Consider the following 18,995-nt stretch of genomic DNA (forward strand, 5'->3'; position numbering starts at 1 on the left):
TTAGGAGAGAGAACACAAATTTTACGAGTGTTTTACACTAATAAGAATGCGCACCACCCCTCATAAATTGAGACACGAGAGATAGCTAAATGAGTATAGTGATAAAGACTGCCGAACAGATAGAAAAAATGCGTGCTGCTGGTAAGTTAGCGGCCGAGGTCTTAGAGATGGTGGCCCCCTTCGTGAAAGCCGGTGTCACCACGAATGAGCTTAACGATATCTGTGCAAAGTTTACCGAAGAACATGGTGCGATATCGGCCCCTCTCAATTATCATGGCTTCCCCAAGTCTATCTGTACCTCAATCAATGAGGTTATCTGTCATGGTATCCCCAGCGATCGTGCCCTGAAAGACGGTGACGTAATCAATATCGACATTACTGTGATCTTAGATGGTTACCACGGCGATACGTCGAAGATGTTTTTAATTGGTGAGGTCACCCCCAAAGATATGCGCCTGTGTCGTATCGCTCAAGAAAGCTTATATGCCAGCATTCGTAAGGTGCGCCCGGGAATGAAATTGGGTGAAATTGGCACCATAGTCGAAAAGTTTATCAAGACCAAGAAAACTGGCCTAGAAAAATACACCATAGTTAAAGATTACTGTGGTCACGGGATCGGTGAAGGTTTCCATGAAGAGCCTCAGGTGATGCATTACAAAAATAGCGATAAGACAGTATTAAGACCCGGTATGTGTTTCACTATCGAGCCCATGATAAACGCCGGCCGTCATACTTCTATTCTTGATAAAGAAGATAACTGGACAGTCACGACTTCAGATGGTAAAAATTCTGCTCAGTGGGAGCATACCTTGCTTATCACCAAAACTGGCGTTGAAGTACTTACCCTTCGTGCTGAAGAAGATTTCCCAAGAATTATCAACCACTAAATTAGTCGCTTTTTTTACCTTCTAATTTAATAGCTGAATTCTGTGGGATACAACAGAAACCAATTTACATAAGTAAATTGGTTTCATTTTGTTTCGAGGAACCCAATGTCCACAGAATCTGCCCAACTCGCTAAAGCTTCACTTCTCGCTCAAAATCACGATTTATTAGCACGATTCCGTCAGGAAAATTCGATAAAGCACCTCGTATTTCAACGCAGCCAATTTGTTGATAAGCTGCTGATTCAGCAGTGGGAGAGCCACAATTTAAACGAATTCCCTATCGCACTCGTTGCGGTCGGCGGATATGGCCGAGCCGAATTACATCCCCAGTCAGATGTCGATTTATTGTTCCTCAGTGATTCAGCGCTCTGTGAAGCTGCTGAAAAAGCATTAAGTAAATATATTGCCTTTCTCTGGGACGCGGGTTTAGAAGTCGGACACAGTGTACGAAGCATCGATGAAACTTTAGCCCAAGGTCTGAACGATGTCACCATCGCGACTAACTTACTTGAATCACGATTATTATGCGGTCCCAGTGAGTTATACCATTCGCTGTATGTTGCCATAAGAAAGGATGACTTTTGGCCGGCAGACAAATTTTACATCGCTAAGCGAGACGAACAAATCGCCCGCCATGCAAAAGCCAATGCCTTCGATCTCGAGCCTAACCTCAAGACCTGCCCTGGTGGCTTGAGGGATATTCATACTATAGCTTGGGTTGCGATGCGATATTTCGATGCGTCGAAGGCTGAAGATCTGGTTGCTCATGGGTTTCTTGAGCCTGAAGAATTAGAAGAACTCTTAGAGTGCCAGTCATTTCTTTGGGAGTTGAGATTTGCTTTGCATCTGATTTCAGGTCGGGACGAGAACCGCTTATTATTCGACCTACAGCGTCAAGTCGCAGACATCATGGGGTATGAGGACGCCACTCAACTTGGTGTTGAGCAGATGATGAAGCGCTATTATCGAACTGTTAGACGCGTTATGGAGCTCAATCAGATGCTATTACAGCATTTCAAGCGGGCAACCTTAGGTCACACAAAAGCGTTAAAAATTACGCCTATTAATAGAGATTATCAACTTCGCGGCACCTTTATCGAAGGCTTAACGGAAAATAAGTTCGATGAACCTGTAGAGATAATGAAGCTTTTCCTCTTGGTTGCAAAAAACTCCAATATCAAGGGGATTTACGCACCTACCTTAAGGAGTTTACGAAAGGCAAGACGCTTACTTAGTAAACCTTTAATGGAACATGAAACGTGCAGAGCGGTGTTTTTAGAAATACTCCGTCATCCCAGAGGAGTCGCATCACTCTCTTTGATGCATCGGCATGGCGTCTTATCTGCTTATCTCCCTGCGTGGCGTGACATTGAAGGGCAAATGCAGTTCGATCTATTCCATGCTTACACAGTAGATGAACACACTCACAGATTATTACTCAATATTGACCGTTTCTCACAGCCAGAACAGAAAGAAGAGTTTCCACTGGGCTCAGTACTCATCAACCAACTCCCCAAGAAAGGACTGTTAGTTTTAGCCGCCATTTTTCATGATATTGGTAAAGGTCGAGGAGGCGATCATAGTAAATTAGGGGCGATAGATGCGCTTAATTTCTGTAAAATCCATGGCCTTAACAATCATGATGGCAGACTTGTAAGTTGGTTAGTTGAAAATCACTTAGTCATGTCTATCACCGCTCAACGGCGAGATATTTCAGATCCTGATGTCATCGCAGAATTTGCAGATAAAGTCAGAGATGCCGTTCGTTTAAGTTACCTTTATTGCCTAACTGTTGCCGACATATGCGCCACCAATGAAAAAACCTGGAATAGCTGGAAGGGCTCCCTACTTAGGGATCTGTATTTTTCCACCCAGCGTGTATTAGCTAGAGGCAAGGAGAAGCCCATAGATATTCGCGCACGTGTACGTGAACATCAAGCTAAAGCCAAAAAGGAGCTCCTTCGTCGAGGCATAAAGGAAAAAAAATTAGACCTACTATGGCAAAGGTTTAAAGCCGATTATTTTCTGAAGCATCAGCCCAATCAAATCGCCTGGCACTCTGAAGCGATTCTCAAACATAAACACGATGAGCCTTTAGTACTTATCTCCAAGCATACCATTCGAGGGGGAACTGAATTATTTGTCTATGGCTCAGATAAACCTAAGTTATTCGCCACTGTAGTGGCCGTACTTGATAATAAAAATATCAATATTCATGATGCCAGCGTAATGACTTCAAAAGATAATTATGCGCTAGATTCTTTTGTCATTTTAGAGCAGGATGGTAACCCTGTATCTCAGATCGCCAGAATTCAAGGCCTTAAGAAAGCGTTAACAAAGTCCTTGAGTAAAGACACCCCTAAGTTACCGAAATTTAAAAAAATACCTCGCCAGATGAAGCCTTTTAAAGTGGCAACTCACGTGAGCTTTTTACCGTCACGTCGACATGGCACCAGTATGATGGAGCTCATCACGTTAGACAGCCCTGGTTTACTGGCAAAAATTGGTGAAACACTTTATCGTTGCAACATTAAATTGATGGCAGCCAAAATCACAACCATAGGTGAAAGAGCAGAAGATTTCTTTATACTGCAAAATACCCATGGTGAACAATTAACCGATGAGCAACAGCAAGTACTAAGCGAAAGCCTGATTCAAACGCTAAAACAAACGGCTTAGATTCAGACTCATGTAAGAAAGCTTAAGTAGCATAAACAGTGTCTCATTGAATGGCATAAGAGATATTCCAGATAAATCTCACTTATGCCAACTTTGTTGTAAATACTTATGCAAGTTTATCGTATAATTACATCCATCTTGTGATGGGTAAATACAAACAAATAATCTAATAAAATTGGGAGAAGTAAATGGAGGCTTTACGCCAACGTATAGAGGCGGCTTTTGAAGCTCGCGCCGAGATCAGCCCTAGCACAGTAGATTCAAGTGTACGTGCAGATGTTGAGAAAGTGATTAACATGCTTGATAAAGGTGAAGCCAGAGTCGCCGAGAAGATTGATGGCCAATGGCATGTACACCAGTGGTTGAAGAAAGCTGTATTGCTGTCTTTCAGAATTTTCGACAACTGCGTTATCGATGGCGGTGAGACTAAGTACTTCGATAAAGTCCCCATGAAATTTGCCGATTATGACGAAGCGCGCTTCAAAGAAGAGGCTATCCGTGTCGTACCACCAGCAACGGTACGTAAAGGCTCTTTCATCGGTAAGAACACAGTACTGATGCCTTCTTACGTAAACCTTGGTGCCTATGTGGATGAAGGTACCATGGTCGATACTTGGGCGACTGTTGGTTCATGTGCCCAGATTGGTAAGAATGTTCACCTATCAGGTGGCGTCGGCATAGGTGGTGTACTAGAGCCATTACAAGCAGGGCCGACTATCATCGAAGATAACTGTTTCATCGGAGCGCGCTCGGAAGTCGTGGAAGGGGTTATTGTCGAAGAGGGCAGCGTGATCTCTATGGGGGTCTATCTTGGCCAGAGTACACGTATCTATGATCGTGAAACCGGCGAGGTCCACTATGGTCGTGTTCCTGCCGGCTCTGTTGTGGTTTCGGGTACCTTACCTTCAAAGTGCGGTAAATATAACCTCTACGCCGCCATCATAGTCAAGAAAGTCGATGCTAAGACTCGCGGTAAAGTCGGTATCAATGAATTATTAAGAATTGTTGACTAACCTCACCGTTTAATCTGTTAGTCACCTTTACAGATAGGCGTTGTTGATCAAATCCTCGCTATAGATGCAGCTACTCCAAGGGTTTGAGCTAACTAGGCAGGCTGTTTCCTAACTGGCATTCCTAGTCTTATGACTTTGTTCATTGCCTTTACACCTGCCAGCGCTTCACCTACTTGAGCATTATAATCTCGTAGGCTAAGTTTCGGACTAATTAGTTGCTTATATCGGTACATTGCTGTTTCAGATAGTGACCGTAAGTGATAGTCATTTTCCTTCTTCCATTGCGCTAACTCATTATTTTTGAGGGCTCTCACTGCCTCGTTTCGAGGATGCCCATCCTCCCAAAACCCAGCACTGCTTCTTGGTGGGATAGTTGGTTTGCAACCTTTACGCTGAAGTAGTTTGTGACACGCTTTGGTGTCGTATGCTCCATCAGCAGAAACTTGTTTAATCTGTCTTCTTAACGGCTTGATTAATGTGGGTAACACTTCATTATCAGCAACGTTAACCAGAGTGACTTCTGCTGCTACGACTTCATGCGTATTCGCATCTACTGCGAGGTGTAACTTACGCCAGGTACGACGCTTTTCTTTACCATGCTTTCGAGTCTTCCATTCTCCCTCGCCGTAAACTTTGAGGCCCGTTGAATCAATCACTACATGTGCCACAGAGCCACGACTCGGTGAGCGATATTTGATATTTACGGTCTTGGCACGTTTGCTAATGCAGCTATAGCTTGGTGAGGTTAGTGGCACATCCATAAGCTGGAAAACCGAGGTAGTGAAACCTTCTAGTGCTCTCAGTGATAAGTTGAATACACCTTTAACAACCAATGCAGTTTCAATAGCAACATCAGAGTAAATATACCCACGGCCACGGCGGCCGTGATGTTCAGAGCAACACCAAGAGCTAATGGCGTGCTCATCAATCCAAAAGGTCAAGGACCCTCGATTAATCAATGCCTTATTGTACTGAGACCAATTGGTCATTTTACGCTTAGCTTTACCCATCTTGATGTTTCCAATAACCACATTGGAAGATCAGATCACATAAGCTGCAAAAGGTTCAATCGATTTAGGAAACAAGGCCTTACAGATATATAAAATGCTACTCCATAAAAATCCCACTCGTTGTGGGATTTTTTATGCCAGATGTTCAAAAAACATAAATTGTTACTCAGAGAAACACCCTGTTCCCAATACTACATCTTGATACATTTATCTACAAATACCTTACAGCATTCCTAGCGGAAACCAGCTTAAATCATAACACCCCCTTAAAGAAAAGACGCTAGGAGCAATCCATGAAAAAACTACTCGCTATCGCAGTGCTCGCTCTATCTCCAATAGCATTTTCAGTTTCAGCTGGCATGACGACTCATATGGAAAACACTCTTGTGGCCGTATGTAAAGCCGGAGCCAGCAACAGCATGTACAAATTCAGAGACACTATGAAGAGCTACCACATCAACAAACAAAGGATTTTTCCACGCTTAGTCTGTAATGGCGAAAGCTTCCATCAATTTGCTATCAGCAATGGCGCAGACAAAACAGCGAAAAAGATCGCTCCCTACCTTAAGGGCACTGTAACGATTAAAGATATCGCCATGACCTATAGCTCAGATGAAATAATGGCTGTAAACTTTTAACCCCCCTCACATTGCTTTCATAAAAAGAGCCTTTAGAGGCTCTTTTTATTGCCAATTAAAATTACACTTATTTAATCTGAAATCATTCTTACATTAAAATAAAAAAGACTAAAGATGAGAGTTGAAACCTGACCACTAAATATAGCTACAGCTCTATCAATATATATTTAAATAAAATAAGAAATAAGAAGAACATTTCGTTACTTTAGGAAACCTCCTGAATCCTTTTTTATATTCAGATACACTTAGCTACAAATACAATACAGATATCTTCATTAATTTCAGCTTTAATATATCAACGGCGAATAAAAATTTAATTACTCAGTTCTAAAACTAACCGTAACGCTAGGAGCGAATGATGATAAAAGTAATGACACTGACGGCATTGATATTAACCTCACTTACATTCAATGCAACTGCAGCAATGGATCCAAAGCTAGAACAGACACTTATAGACATTTGCAAGACAGGAGTGACGGATAATATATATAAGTTCAATGATACTATGCATAAGTATAGAATTAATAAACGAAATATATTTCCAAAGCTAGTCTGCAATGGAGAAGGCTTTCATGAATTTGCTCTTTCACATGGTTCAAATCTCGTAGCAAAAAAAATAGCCCCTTTTGTTGACCCTGTAGCAGATTCTGTGTAACTACCTAAATTATATATAGTCTGCTATTCGATCTTCAAATTCAATAATAAAACGATTGAGTGCTGGTTTCCAGTTTCTTATCGGCATGGTCCACTTCTTCGAAGCTTGCATAATCGCCAAGTAAACGACTTTCTTCGCTGAGTCATCATTTGGGAAGAGCTTACGATTCTTGATTGCTTTCCTAATCACACTGTTTAATGACTCGATAGCATTAGTTGTATAGATGGCTTTCCGGATGTCTTGAGGGTAATTAAATAGCGTATTAAGATTAGTCCAGTGCCTGTGCCAGGATGCTGAGATACTAGGATATTTAGCGTCCCATTGCTCGCCAAAACGTTCCAAATTAAGCAACGCTTCCTCTTCGGTCACTGACTGGTAAATCCTCTTTAAATCAGCTGTCACCGCCTTGTAATCTTTGTACGGCACAAACTTCATCGAGTTTCGAACCATATGGACGATGCAGAGCTGGATTTGAGTGTTTGGGAACACGGTATTTATGGCATCAGGAAAACCTTTTAGACCGTCAATGCAGGCGATGAGGATATCTTTGAGTCCACGATTTTGAAGCTCTGTCAGTACATTTAACCAAAACTTAGCGCCCTCGTTCTCTGCTATCCACATGCCAAGTAACTCTTTATGGCCTTCGAGGTTAACGCCAAGCGCGAGGAAAATAGCTTTGTTGATGACCTTACTGTTCTCCCTGATTTTAACCACAATACAGTCAAGGTAAACGATAGGATACACGGGTTCTAGCGGACGAGATTGCCATTCGACGACACGCTCAAGGACTGAGTTAGTGACGCGAGAAATTAGCGTTGGTGATATCTCTGCGCCATACATCTCATCAAAGGTATCGACAATATCTCGTGTCGTCATTCCTTTCGCATAAAGATGTAAAATTTTGTCATCCATCGAGGTGAAGCGGCTTTGGTTCTTTTTAACAATCTCAGGCTCAAAGCTACCATTTCGGTCACGGGGAGTGTCTAACTCGAAGCATCCATCTTCGGTCTTTATTTGTTTGTGGGAGTAGCCATTGCGGTTATTACCAGCCGCGACCTTCTCGTTTTTTTGATAGCCTAAGTGATAATCGAGTTCAGCATTTAATGCGGCCTCAACAGTGACTTTGGTTAACATAGCCCTGAAGTCATTTAAATCGGCTTCGGTTTTAATGCCTTTAGCGGCTTGTTTAGCGAATGCTTCTAGTTCTTTTTTATTCATACTCTACCTTCCATTGACCCACATAGGGTACTGATTGAAAGGTAGTTACACAAAATTATTTACAGGCTCCTTTTGTTCAAGGAAAAACATCGATCACAGATCTAGCAATGAACAGTACCAGCTCTCAAGTATTATCAGTGAACTTCTGACACTCCAACATTCACCTAATAAAAAGGCGCATCAGCGCCTTATTTATTCACATGCCGTAATGAAACTTAAAATACAACGGTTTTATTTCCATAAACGATTACTTCTTCATGTAATACCAGCTGAAGTGCCTTACTTAATACACTTTTTTCGACATCTCGTCCATTTTTCGCTAGGTCTTCTGCACTAAAACTATGATCTACAGAAATAACATTTTGATTGATGATCGGGCCTTCGTCTAAACAATTATTCACGAAGTGTGCAGTGGCACCAATGATTTTAACTCCTCTCTCCCAGGCCTGACGATAAGGTGAAGCACCGATAAATGCCGGTAAAAACGAATGATGAATATTGATGATACGATTGGGATAGCTCTCTACAAATTCCGGCGTCAAGATCCGCATAAATTTGGCGAGCACGACATAATCGGGTTTATAGCCCTCTATCACCTCATTCATCTTCTTCTCATGCTCAAGACGAGTGATATCTTGATGGGAAATAAAATGAAAAGGTATATCAAACTTATCGGCCAATGGTTTAAGTATCTCATAATTTCCAACTATCGCAGCAATCTCAACATCGAGCCCACCATAATAGGCCTTCATCAAGATATCACCGAGACAATGTGCCTCTTTGGTCACCATGATCACAATCCGCTTCTTACCCGAACTAACTAACTTTACGTGGCTCGCATGAGGGAGAACTTCATCCAAATCAGACAAAATTAATGAGTCATCAAACACACCTTCAAGCTCAGTTCTCATATAGAAGCGCCCTTGAGCGTTATCTACAAACTCACTGTTTTTTATGATATTAAGTTGATGCTTAAAACATACACCCGTTATCTTAGCGATAAGCCCCTGCGCATCGGCACAGTCTGTTATCAACACTTTCCTTTCCATCGTTACCCCTTTAATTCGTAATGCTAATGCATAAATCTAAAGTTAAATTTCAAAATATGATCGTGGGGCTCATGAGCGAGTATCAATATATCGCTGTAATAACCGACGTAAACTTTCGGCTTTAGTGCCATAAACGACTTGTATTCCGTTGCCAACCACCACAACTCCCTTCGCACCAAGCTGCTCTAACCTGAGTTTATCGACTAATTCCGGTTTTTTTACACTGATCCTGAGCCGAGTCAGACATGCATTCAAGTCTAAGATGTTATCGGCACCACCTAGCGCATTAATTATGGTTCTAAGGCTGGCTTTAGGTTGCTCCTCTTCTTCCATTCGTCCAGGGGTCTTAAGGTTGAAAAGTAAAATAGAGCCCCGAAAAACTAAGTAATAAATTAATGCTGTTATGGGACCTAAAATCAGAAACCATTCACTATTTTTTGCATTGTTAAATAAGAGGGTAAAATCCACTAACCCATGTGAAAATACTAGACTGTGATGAATATCCAACGAGATGCAGACAGCATATGCCAGCCCGGTCATTAGCGCATGCAATAAAAACAGTATGGGAGCGACAAACATAAAAGCAAACTCTATGGGTTCTGTCACCCCTGTTAACCAGCTGGCAGAAGCGGCTGAGATCATTATGCCTGCAACCCTATTTCTCTGCTCCTTGTCGGCACATCGCCAAATAGCAATTGCAGCGGCAGGAAGCCCCCACATCTTAATCAGATAGCCTCCGGCTAAATTACCGGCTAGAGGATCGCCAGCAAGGTATCTGGCAACCTCCCCTCTGATCACCTCACCCTCTTTCACAAACTGTCCCATTTCCAAATAAAAAGGAGCATTCCATATATGATGGAGACCCAATGGGATGAGTAAACGCTCCACTGTTCCATAAAGCGCAAATGCTTGGGCAGGCTTTTGATAAACTACCCAATCAGAAAAACGCTCTATTTGCAGTGATAAACTAGGCCAGATATGAATGAGCAGATAGGAGAGTGCAATACACAAAGGGATCATCAATAGGGGGGCGCTTCGCCTTCCCTCAAAGAAAGAAAATACAGCAGGAAGGCGCACTTTTTCACTTTGCTTAACTGCCAGACAAGTTACAGCCCCAACTAACATGCCACCAGCAATACCAGTGTCTATGGTGTTAACTCCCCATAACATCCGAGTCGATATGCCATAGACTTCAGCTAGGGCTGCCATGCTTGAAAGGTAAACCCCAAAGCCAAAAACTGCAGTAAATGCGGCTATACCTTGATCTTTACAAAACCCGATGGATACAGCGACTGCAAATAACATGGGCATCATTGAAAAGATGAGTTTACCCACAGTCAGCATGACCAAAGAGATTGCATCTGGTATAAATGGCAAAGGATTCGATGCCAGACCTATCATGACGCCCGCTGCGGGTAAAATTGCAATCGGAATTAACAGCGCCTGACTCAGCCTCTGCGCAAATTTAAACCAATGTTGACTAATATATCTTAGGCAACGATTTCCGTATCGATTAATGCGTTCCAACTTTGCAGCCATGCTTTTGCTTCTACCTCTGGTTCCATTGTTTCACATGCATCGATTTTTAGCACTTCACCAATACGCTTAGCACTGCATTCTGTAAGCAGCTCATCAAACTTGACCCCTGCACCACAAAAAGTCTCATAACTAGAATCGCCTAGTGCTATCACCCCGTATTTTAATTCAGGCATGTATGGCGCTGTTGCTTTTAAATTTTCAAACCATGGCTGTATATCTTCAGGCACATCACCTTGACCCGTAGTGGAACAGATCACCAATAACAGTTCATCTTGTGGAGGGACAAAACCATCTAGTTGATCATGCATCAACAGCGACACTTCCCTACTCTCTTCCTTTAGCACTCCTAATAAGGTCTCTGCAACAAACTGTGCATTACCGTAGACAGTCCCAAAAACTAAATTCACTTTTTTCATGTTTCAGATCGCCCTGCATTAAAATTAGTTTTATACTTCAAACATACTTTATTGATAGCTTCATGCCAACTTATTCGGCTGAAACTTCAAGGGCCTTAAGATGCGCCACTTCAGTAGACTCAAGCACATAAAGCATATTCACCGCTCTGCCCATATAAGACGCATGCGCTTTTTTACATCACAACATACTGCAAACAACATTCTTTTTGGCCTCCCAGAGCAAATTCAAGACAATGACCCCCCAGCATCGGAAGACTCAGAGGAGCTTGTAATCCCTGTGGATAAGACAGCCTAAACTATCAGGTATGAACTGTCTGATGCCAAGTACTCATCCTCCCAACCTAAACCCTTGAATAGATCGAGCCATTGTTGCTCCAACTCAGCTTCAATAACAATACGCTCTCCCGTTCTAGGATGATTGAATGTAAGCTGCTTAGCAATGAGCCAAAGCCTGTTTACCGAGAAGTGCTCCCTAAAAAACTTATTCTGCTTACCATCTCCATGGGTGGTATCACCAAGGATCGGGTGCCTAAGGTGTGCCATATGACGTCTTAGTTGGTGTTTTCTCCCCGTATAAGGACTTAATTTCACCAGAGCATAACGACTGGAAGCATAACGACCGGAAGCAAATGGGATCTCGGTATTTAACAATGGCTGATAACTGGTCACGGCATCTTGAGCAGCCTTATCAGGATCCACATCCTTATCACCCAAATCATCAAGCTCTACTTTCAATGGATAATCTAGAGTAGCCGCTTCATGCATATTGCCACGAACTATGGCGAGATAATGCTTTTCAACGGTTTTTTCAGCAAACTGCTCACATAATGCTTTTGCCATTTCACTACTCTTAGTAAAAAGTAACACCCCAGAAGTCGGTCTATCGAGTCGGTGAACAGGAAAAACATGGCAACCGACTTTATCTCGAGTTAATTGCATCGCAAAAAATCGTTCCCTACGAGCTAAGTAGGACCTATGCACGAGTAACCCGGCAGGTTTATGAATCGCAACGATATCGTCATCTTCAAACAAGATTTCAATTTCGGGCGCTACTTCTTCAATCGTCTCTTCGCCAACGATGTTTTCTTCCGCTTGTTTCGACTGAGTCATGTCACTCACTTGTGTATGTGCTTTATCTTGGTTCACTAAGGCATTTATCCAAATCATCAAAAATTTTAATTAATGTGTGCCGCGCTTGTATATCACTCCACACATGATGTGCCATAGGCGCGATTGCAATATTACTGGGGAGTTCCTGCCTATTAGCGATCAAAACATGCATTTTGGGAATAAAAATAAACTGCACCCAGCTTTCAAATGGCATTGCCTCACAACTAAAAGGTGATGTGTCGGCCATCGCTTCTTCTGAGGGAGTATCCTGGCGCCACAAAGAACGGCGTTTTAATTCTTCTTCTAACTCTTGTAGCTTCTGGGTCGTTTTTATATACAACACGTAATAACCTTGCTTTGCGCCTAAGTAAACCTTAGACAGATTAATAGCTGCTTATCTTGCTTAAGGCCAGTATATTTAGCCGACAATAATACCATCTCAACTCACTTCACCCTATACTAGTCGCCATTACATTACGGATCTCAGTGTTATGGCAGAAAAATGACAGAAATCACCACCCTTAGCCAGTTTTTATCGACAGCAAATACCCAGTTTCAAGTCTATGATATGGGCAGAAGAGTGCAAAATATTGATATAATGGCGTTTCACCAATTCGAGAATCTAACATCGCCTTATCCATATCCAATTCAAGGACATGCTCAGTTCGCTATCGTATTTTGGGATGTGAGCCAACAGCATTATATCTGGTTTCTAAAACTCGCATTAGATGAACGCGGCCTACTGTCACCCGCCCCCAGAACCCAATTCATCAAGATGATCATAGAAGCCTTAGGCCGAGATCCAGCTAAAGAGTTATCAGAAGCAGAGCAACAAAAGCTCGCTAACCATCCTTTCGCTTTTAAACCGTCGGCAGAAAAACTGGCACAGTTTAATGCGCTAGTTAGGAAGCAGCTTAACGGTAAAGCCTCTCCTCAATATGAGTATGCGTACCAATACCTCTCAGGACAAGTCTCAGCCGAAAAGTGGCAACAAGTCGGTCTTCAGGGAATTGCCGATATCTGTGTTAGAGCCAACGAACTCGATCATCTCCAGCAGCTAATCAATAGCTTTGACTACAGTGCTATTGAAGTTCAGATAGCCCTGTGCCAATGTTTAGAGCATCTCACTCTTGAAAGTAGCCTTGCCGACAAAGTGTTTGAACAACTACTGAGTACCGATAAACAAAATAAACTCTATTTTTTACGTGCACTGGCATCGAATGATGAATTATCGCAACAAGCGATTTCATATCTTCAGCAACAAGGATTACTCAATGCCGAAGCTTTGATCACTATTGCGGCAAGAAATTGGACTGCGCTTAAGCATGAACAAACCAGAACTATTTTCTTAGAAGCCCTGGCAAAACAAGAACAACAATTCTTCAATCAAGTATTTGCAGACATTGTAGCAATCCCCTCTTTGCGACCACAGATCCTCGCAGAGCTACGTAATCCAAATCGAAGCCCACAATTAGCATCTGCTATTGGTGGGTTATTTAAGGTCATAAAATCATGATGACAGATTTTTTACTTATCGTTGCACTCGTGGTTGTTGCAGCATTTTTTTGGCAATTAAGACAGATGGCAGAAATTAGTCGCATTTTTGCCCAGAGAGAATGCCAGAAGCAAAAGATACAACTGCTTGCCATTGCTATGGAATCTGCTAAGCCAAGCATAGGCGGCAGTAGTGGACTCACATGGAAGGCAAAATACCTGCTTGAATTTAGTACCGATGGAATTAATCAGTATCAAGCTGAAATATGGATGCACGGAAAAAAAGTTCAGAGGGTTAAATGGCCAATTTTTCCTGAACCAGAATGGCTCGATACACCAGAATCACGCGGCTCAGTCGGTGGTAGCTGTGGCTCTAAAGGCAGCTGTAATACAGGAAAATGCAAATAAGGCTGTAAGGCTGTAAGGCTGTAAGGCTGTAAGGCTGTAAGGCTGTAAGGCTGTAAGGCTGTAAGGCTGTAAGGCAAACATAAAAAAAGAATCTGTGGAAAAGAAAAAGCGCAGCTTCTAGAAGCCGCGCTTTTTGTCTCTTTTGTTAAGCAATCCTGCTATTTATTGTGCTCCCTGCACCATCCATGCGTTCAATATGCTCCCTGCATCATCCCTGTAACTTCCTGTTAGTTCCCTGTAGCAGTGAATATAAATATTAACTGCTACTTCTCCATTTACTCGATAATCCATTAATCGAGCTTACTCAATCCTTGAGCGTGTCCCTTAAAGCCATCCTTGTATATCCGTATAAAGTTCCATTTACTCGATAATCCATTAACCGAGCTTACTCATTCCATGAGCGTGTTCCATTAAAGCCATCCTTGTAAATCCGTTTTGATATATCCCTAGCTTGATAATCCATTTACCAAGCTAACTCATTCCATGAGCGTGTTCCTTTAAAGCCATCCTTGCTGATTCCGTTCAGTACTTTCCATGTATACAACCTTCCAGATTGCAAACTTTCCATCCTGGATAATTTTGCTTCCTTTTAGCATAACGCTCAATCCTAGAGCGGCTCATCCTTGATTGAATCCTTTCTGTGACACTCCCTCTACCACTGCTGATCATCCTGATCACTGTATCCATTCACTTCATACATTTCCTTGTACGAGTTAAATTCTAGATGATCTTGATAATAATAATGCTTAAATACTAAACACTAACATCAGCGCTAACTTGTAGCTACAACACCGATAAAAACAAGTCATTGTTTTTCAAGGTTATATTGTTAATTTTGTGGCGTAACTATGACAAAACAATTCTCTTGGCTTACATTCATGTAAGAGATCTCTTACGCAAGCTAAAGCAAATAAAGATGAAGAGCCACTCAGATTCATCAATTCTGTGCGTATTGCTGTAGAAATACTTGATAGAATAATGCAGGAGCAATTATCAAGGTCGAAGCAGAATTGCACAAGAATATGGATATAGGACCTAGAGTAACGCAGGATAAATTACCGAGAAGCTGGATATAGACCTTGCTTACAGCGCTTTTACTCCCGCTGAAAGATCACATATTTAATAGGGTTGGTATTAAAGATTGGTACATGAAAATGCCGCGCAAAAGAAAGGGCACACCATTAGGCGTGCCCGATACTCATACTCTTTAGCTATCCTGCTAACCTACATGCTCCCTGCATCATCCTTAATTACTTAGCTTGCTTCCTTTCTCTTCCCTGGGTCCATTTATCTGGTGATCCTTATACCAAATCATACTCAATCCTTGAGCGTGTCCTTCTCTCGTTCCTTGAGCCATCTTTTAATCTATCCATGAAATTCACATTCAATATTAGACTCATTATTCACTTTGAAGTGTGAGCTGCATATCAGCTATTCTGTCCATTTAAATGCTCATTAAATCCCTTTAAAAGCGTTCTAACAACAGATTCGATTTCATCCTAAAATCTTTTAACTCGCTGTCATCAACTTAATAACAATGATAATAGCGATAACAGTTATATACTTCAGCTATAAGAAAAACGGTAAGACCTCAGTCACAAGAATATTAAGGGAAACAAATTAACACATTGAATTTAAACAACTAATATTATTCACCATATAAAACAGTGAGTTTTATACCACTTTATCCCACGCAGCTGTAAGAGATATCTCACAGAGGCTCAGGACTATGTTTACTTCACATATTTCTCAGATTTGTGAGTAGAAATGAAAGATTAGCTGAAGAATAAAATAACTTAATTCAGTAATATTAGTATTAGCGGGCTATCCTTGGATTTTGCAGGTTTATCTTTTAAAGACTTGTAAAACTCCTTGGACTAACATCACCCAATCCGCCATAAAACTATACAATGGATATTGAAAAGTTGCCGGGCGGTTTTTCTCAAACATGAAATGGCCCACCCAAGCGCAGCCATAGCCCACTATAGGTAGCAGGATAAGCAGTTGATAATTACCGCTAAAAATACTTACAAAGAAGATAAGCAGTACCAAAATACTACCTAAATAATGCAAATTTCGACAAATTGGATCTTTATGCTGAGAAAGATAGAAAGGATAAAACTCTTTAAACGATTGGTACCGTATAGGCTCTCCCTTATTCATCATTCCTCCTCAAAATATTTTCAATATTAGGATTACTCATTGTCTTGTCCTCGGTAAAACAGTAATTCCCCCTCAACTTTACCGATGAAGAGAGTCTCTAGGACAGTAAAACCATACTGGCTGAACAGTTGAGCATGCTTATGCTCGCTGGCAAAAACACCAACACCATCCATTTCAGGTTGCTCATCACACCAGCTCAATACCGCTTGCACCAACTTGCTACCTAAGCCTTTTTTCTGTTCAATGGGCGAAACAGCGATAAATTGTAAAATGCCACAATTCGGACTCGGCAGGTGCTCTAACAAACAGGATTCTTTCTTGATCAAAGCTTGTGTGGATTGCCAGCCAGTACTGATAAGCATCTTTAAACGCCAATGCCAATACCGTGACTCCCCCAGAGGTAGTTGCTGAGACACAATACATGCAACCCCAAGCATTCTCTCTCCCTCGAATAACCCTATTAACGTCTGTTCTTGTTGCCACAATTCATTTAACTCTTCTCTAATAGCTCCCCTAAGCTTTTGCTCATACATGGAAAGATCACCAGAGTGAAATGATTCAATGAAAAAAGGGTCATCGTGGTATGCATTGTAAAGTATCGAAGCTGCCACACGAAGATCTTCGGCCGTCAGGTATACCGCTCGATAGGATTCTAATATTTGATTATCTGTTGCCATCGGTTTAAGTTATCCCTTGATCTAAATCAATTAACAACCAATGTAGCAAGCAAGTTAAAGCGTGTAAATATTAATCACAAATAGCTTTTTATCCGTCAAATTAATGAAGTTTGATCCATACTAATACTTAAGCCACTAATGTTATTCAGATAAGCAATAGGAAGCCAATAAATGGACACAACACCTCAAGATCTAAGTCATCTTTTTGATCAGTTAGGATTAGATAATAGCGAGCAGAGCATTGCCACATTTATCGCGAACCATACAGTACCGGCACACGTTCTACTCTGTCAGGCTGATTTCTGGAATGATTCTCAGAAGAGTTTCTTAAAGGAAGCAATTGAAGAGGACGCCCAATGGTCAGAGTTAATCGATCACTTAGACGCCCAGCTTAGATAATTAAATTTGAAAACTAGATATTTTTGTAGGCCATATTTCCCCAACCTACTACTGCATTATTACTGATAACCACAGGAGTACATTCATCTTTTGTGGTTTTACCATCCCCCTTGGTACGCTGTGTCCGATAAAAAAGCACATGGACCTCTTTGTCTGTTTGAATATAGGCTTCATTAAAGTCGGCAGTTCCCATCAAGACGGTGACTTGCTCTCGACTCATACCTAGGCTCAACCTTGCCAAGTTTCCACGATTTATATCCTGAGTCTCTTCCCATCCCTCTTGACCATTCCACCCAGTTTCTCCATCACCGATATTGAGTACGCAGCCAGATAAGCTTAAACTAGCAATCCCAATAAATGCCAAACCAATTAAATTTGTTTTCACTATGACTTCCTATTTCTTTATTATGGTTAACTCTGAGAAAAGCAAAGAATAGGCCAATATCGTATCCAATTGTTTAACAAGGATTTAACGAATGTTATTCACGTCACATTGGTCACATTTACTAAACAAGTGAGAAGAATAACTAACTATGAGTCCAATAGAACACGTACTCTCAGCCGCAAAGTCAGTCGCCATGACAGGTAAAATTCCTAGCCTTGCACTGATCAAAACAAAACTCGGCAGCAGTATCCCTATGCCCATACTGATCCAAGGGCTACAGCAATTTAAGGCGATGGACACGAGCGCAGTAGAGAAAATTACAAACCTAAATGAATTGCACACTGCATCCGTTGATAAAGATGAAAAATCAGAATTTGATCAGTTGAAAACAGAGTTTGCTCAATTAAAGCAAGCCTACCAAAACCTTAATTCGCGATTAGAAAAGCTTGAAAACGATAGAATAAAGGCGAATCAATAATGCATGTTGTTGAATTAAGGTTCGAGTGTTTTGACAACACCACCATAACAGCAGCCGAAAAAGCGATTAATGGTTTACTCGAAGCCTATAGAGCTAATGGTCAAATTTTAGGTCGAGAATTCGCCGTTGCATTCAAGGATGGAGAGTTCAATTCTAGGCTATTGATGCCAGAGAAAAGCAGTTTAGCTAAACGTTTTAGTAGCCCCTGGGTTGAGCGTGCACTCTCAGAGCTAACGGATGCTAAATTGCTCGCCCCAAGAGAAAAATACATAGGCCAAGACATCAACTCAGAAGTCAGCAGCTCTGAAACACCCAGCTGGCAGCTCGTTTATACCAGCTATGTGCACATGTGCTCGCCGGTACGAAATGGTGATACCCTGCAGCCCATTCCACTCTACCAACTGCCGGCAACTTTCAATGGCGATCATAAACGCATCATTCGCTGGCAAATTGAGTGGCAAGCCTGTGACGAACTGCAGATGGCTGCAGCAACCAAGGCTGAATTTGCGGCTTTAGAGGAGCTAACTTCTACTTCAAGTGATCTCTTTCGCCGAGGCTGGGATTTGAGAGGTCGCATTGAACACTTAACGCAAATTCCAACCTATTATTACCTCTACCGGGTCGGTGGAGGTAATTTAGCAAGCGAGAAAGCCCGCCCTTGTCCCCGTTGCGGTAATAAAAATTGGCTACTCGATGAGCCTTTATTAGACATGTTTCACTTTCGCTGTGACAGCTGTCGAATCGTGTCAAACATCTCTTGGGATCATCTTTAAAAGA

The 18,995-nt window shown here is 41.7% G+C and carries 20 protein-coding genes; 10 read left to right on the forward strand and 10 right to left on the reverse strand.

Features of this window, described 5'->3' with window-relative positions; translation table 11 throughout:
* Positions 1-89 precede the first annotated feature (89 nt).
* The 3 genes from map (at position 90) to dapD (ending at position 4,579) form a co-directional block, all read left to right on the forward strand.
* Positions 90-887, forward strand: coding sequence for a type I methionyl aminopeptidase (gene map / locus sps_RS10485; RefSeq protein ID WP_077752478.1), 798 nt, complete (start codon positions 90-92; stop codon positions 885-887).
* A gap of 105 nt (positions 888-992) precedes the next feature.
* Positions 993-3,566, forward strand: coding sequence for a bifunctional uridylyltransferase/uridylyl-removing protein GlnD (gene glnD, locus sps_RS10490; protein ID WP_077752479.1), 2,574 nt, complete (start codon positions 993-995; stop codon positions 3,564-3,566).
* A gap of 188 nt (positions 3,567-3,754) precedes the next feature.
* Complete coding sequence (gene dapD / locus sps_RS10495; RefSeq protein ID WP_077752480.1) at positions 3,755-4,579, forward strand: 2,3,4,5-tetrahydropyridine-2,6-dicarboxylate N-succinyltransferase; 825 nt, start codon at positions 3,755-3,757, stop codon at positions 4,577-4,579.
* 92 nt (positions 4,580-4,671) lie between these two features.
* Here dapD and sps_RS10500 read toward each other — a convergent pair whose 3' ends face one another.
* A complete protein-coding gene (locus sps_RS10500; RefSeq protein WP_077752481.1) occupies positions 4,672-5,589 on the reverse strand; it encodes an IS5 family transposase in 918 nt (305 codons plus the stop codon).
* Positions 5,590-5,882: 293 nt separating this feature from the next.
* Between sps_RS10500 and sps_RS10505 the strand changes: the two genes are divergently transcribed.
* Together sps_RS10505 and sps_RS10510 are read left to right on the forward strand one after the other, a co-directional pair.
* The gene (locus sps_RS10505; protein ID WP_077752482.1) at positions 5,883-6,227 is read left to right on the forward strand and encodes a DUF3718 domain-containing protein; all 345 of its coding nucleotides are present in this window, start codon (positions 5,883-5,885) and stop codon (positions 6,225-6,227) included.
* A 355-nt stretch (positions 6,228-6,582) separates the two neighbouring features.
* A complete protein-coding gene (locus sps_RS10510; RefSeq protein WP_237158052.1) occupies positions 6,583-6,882 on the forward strand; it encodes a DUF3718 domain-containing protein in 300 nt (99 codons plus the stop codon).
* Positions 6,883-6,891: 9 nt separating this feature from the next.
* On the opposite strand, the gene sps_RS10515 is transcribed toward sps_RS10510, so the two are convergent.
* The 6 genes from sps_RS10515 to sps_RS10545 form a co-directional block, all read right to left on the reverse strand.
* Positions 6,892-8,100: an IS256 family transposase gene (locus sps_RS10515; RefSeq protein ID WP_077751464.1), complete on the reverse strand. Its 1,209-nt coding sequence runs from the start codon at positions 8,098-8,100 to the stop codon at positions 6,892-6,894.
* 215 nt (positions 8,101-8,315) lie between these two features.
* Positions 8,316-9,149 (reverse strand): formyltetrahydrofolate deformylase, encoded by an 834-nt coding sequence (gene purU / locus sps_RS10520; RefSeq protein ID WP_077752484.1) that lies wholly within the window; start codon positions 9,147-9,149, stop codon positions 8,316-8,318.
* 69 nt (positions 9,150-9,218) lie between these two features.
* Positions 9,219-10,688 carry a PTS transporter subunit EIIC gene (locus sps_RS10525; RefSeq protein ID WP_077752485.1) on the reverse strand — a complete coding sequence of 490 codons (1,470 nt, stop codon included), beginning with the start codon at positions 10,686-10,688 and terminating at the stop codon, positions 9,219-9,221.
* On the reverse strand, positions 10,640-11,104 hold the full coding sequence (locus sps_RS10530; RefSeq protein WP_077752486.1) for a flavodoxin: 465 nt from the start codon (positions 11,102-11,104) through the stop codon (positions 10,640-10,642). The genes sps_RS10525 and sps_RS10530 overlap by 49 nt, the downstream gene beginning before the upstream one ends.
* A gap of 291 nt (positions 11,105-11,395) precedes the next feature.
* On the reverse strand, positions 11,396-12,214 hold the full coding sequence (truC, locus tag sps_RS10540; protein WP_077755638.1) for a tRNA pseudouridine(65) synthase TruC: 819 nt from the start codon (positions 12,212-12,214) through the stop codon (positions 11,396-11,398).
* Positions 12,215-12,236: 22 nt separating this feature from the next.
* Positions 12,237-12,557, reverse strand: a complete 321-nt coding sequence (locus sps_RS10545) for a YqcC family protein (protein WP_077752488.1) — start codon at positions 12,555-12,557, stop codon at positions 12,237-12,239.
* 159 nt (positions 12,558-12,716) lie between these two features.
* Between sps_RS10545 and sps_RS10550 the strand changes: the two genes are divergently transcribed.
* Positions 12,717-13,730 carry a DUF3549 family protein gene (locus sps_RS10550; RefSeq protein ID WP_077752489.1) on the forward strand — a complete coding sequence of 338 codons (1,014 nt, stop codon included), beginning with the start codon at positions 12,717-12,719 and terminating at the stop codon, positions 13,728-13,730.
* Positions 13,727-14,116 carry a DUF3301 domain-containing protein gene (locus sps_RS10555; protein WP_077752490.1) on the forward strand — a complete coding sequence of 130 codons (390 nt, stop codon included), beginning with the start codon at positions 13,727-13,729 and terminating at the stop codon, positions 14,114-14,116. Before sps_RS10550 ends, sps_RS10555 begins: the two co-directional genes overlap by 4 nt.
* 1,845 nt (positions 14,117-15,961) lie before the next feature.
* Here sps_RS10555 and sps_RS10560 read toward each other — a convergent pair.
* Together sps_RS10560 and sps_RS10565 are read right to left on the reverse strand one after the other, a co-directional pair.
* A complete protein-coding gene (locus sps_RS10560) occupies positions 15,962-16,279 on the reverse strand; it encodes an Mpo1-like protein (protein ID WP_077752491.1) in 318 nt (105 codons plus the stop codon).
* A gap of 32 nt (positions 16,280-16,311) precedes the next feature.
* Positions 16,312-16,956 (reverse strand): GNAT family N-acetyltransferase, encoded by a 645-nt coding sequence (locus sps_RS10565; protein ID WP_077752492.1) that lies wholly within the window; start codon positions 16,954-16,956, stop codon positions 16,312-16,314.
* A 171-nt stretch (positions 16,957-17,127) separates the two neighbouring features.
* On the opposite strand from sps_RS10565, the gene sps_RS10570 reads away from it, so the two are divergent.
* Positions 17,128-17,355 (forward strand): DUF2789 domain-containing protein, encoded by a 228-nt coding sequence (locus sps_RS10570; protein ID WP_077752493.1) that lies wholly within the window; start codon positions 17,128-17,130, stop codon positions 17,353-17,355.
* 13 nt (positions 17,356-17,368) lie between these two features.
* Here the strand turns inward: sps_RS10570 and sps_RS10575 are convergent, their stop codons facing one another.
* A complete protein-coding gene (locus sps_RS10575) occupies positions 17,369-17,740 on the reverse strand; it encodes a DUF3192 domain-containing protein (RefSeq protein ID WP_077752494.1) in 372 nt (123 codons plus the stop codon).
* A gap of 148 nt (positions 17,741-17,888) precedes the next feature.
* On the opposite strand from sps_RS10575, the gene sps_RS10580 reads away from it, so the two are divergent.
* Both sps_RS10580 and sps_RS10585 read left to right on the forward strand, forming a co-directional pair.
* The gene (locus sps_RS10580) at positions 17,889-18,218 is read left to right on the forward strand and encodes a hypothetical protein (RefSeq protein ID WP_077752495.1); all 330 of its coding nucleotides are present in this window, start codon (positions 17,889-17,891) and stop codon (positions 18,216-18,218) included.
* A complete protein-coding gene (locus sps_RS10585; RefSeq protein WP_077752496.1) occupies positions 18,218-18,991 on the forward strand; it encodes a Zn-ribbon-containing protein in 774 nt (257 codons plus the stop codon). The genes sps_RS10580 and sps_RS10585 overlap by 1 nt, the downstream gene beginning before the upstream one ends.
* Positions 18,992-18,995 lie beyond the last annotated feature (4 nt).

It is taken from the genome of Shewanella psychrophila, assembly GCF_002005305.1.
Taxonomy (GTDB): Bacteria; Pseudomonadota; Gammaproteobacteria; order Enterobacterales; family Shewanellaceae; genus Shewanella; species Shewanella psychrophila.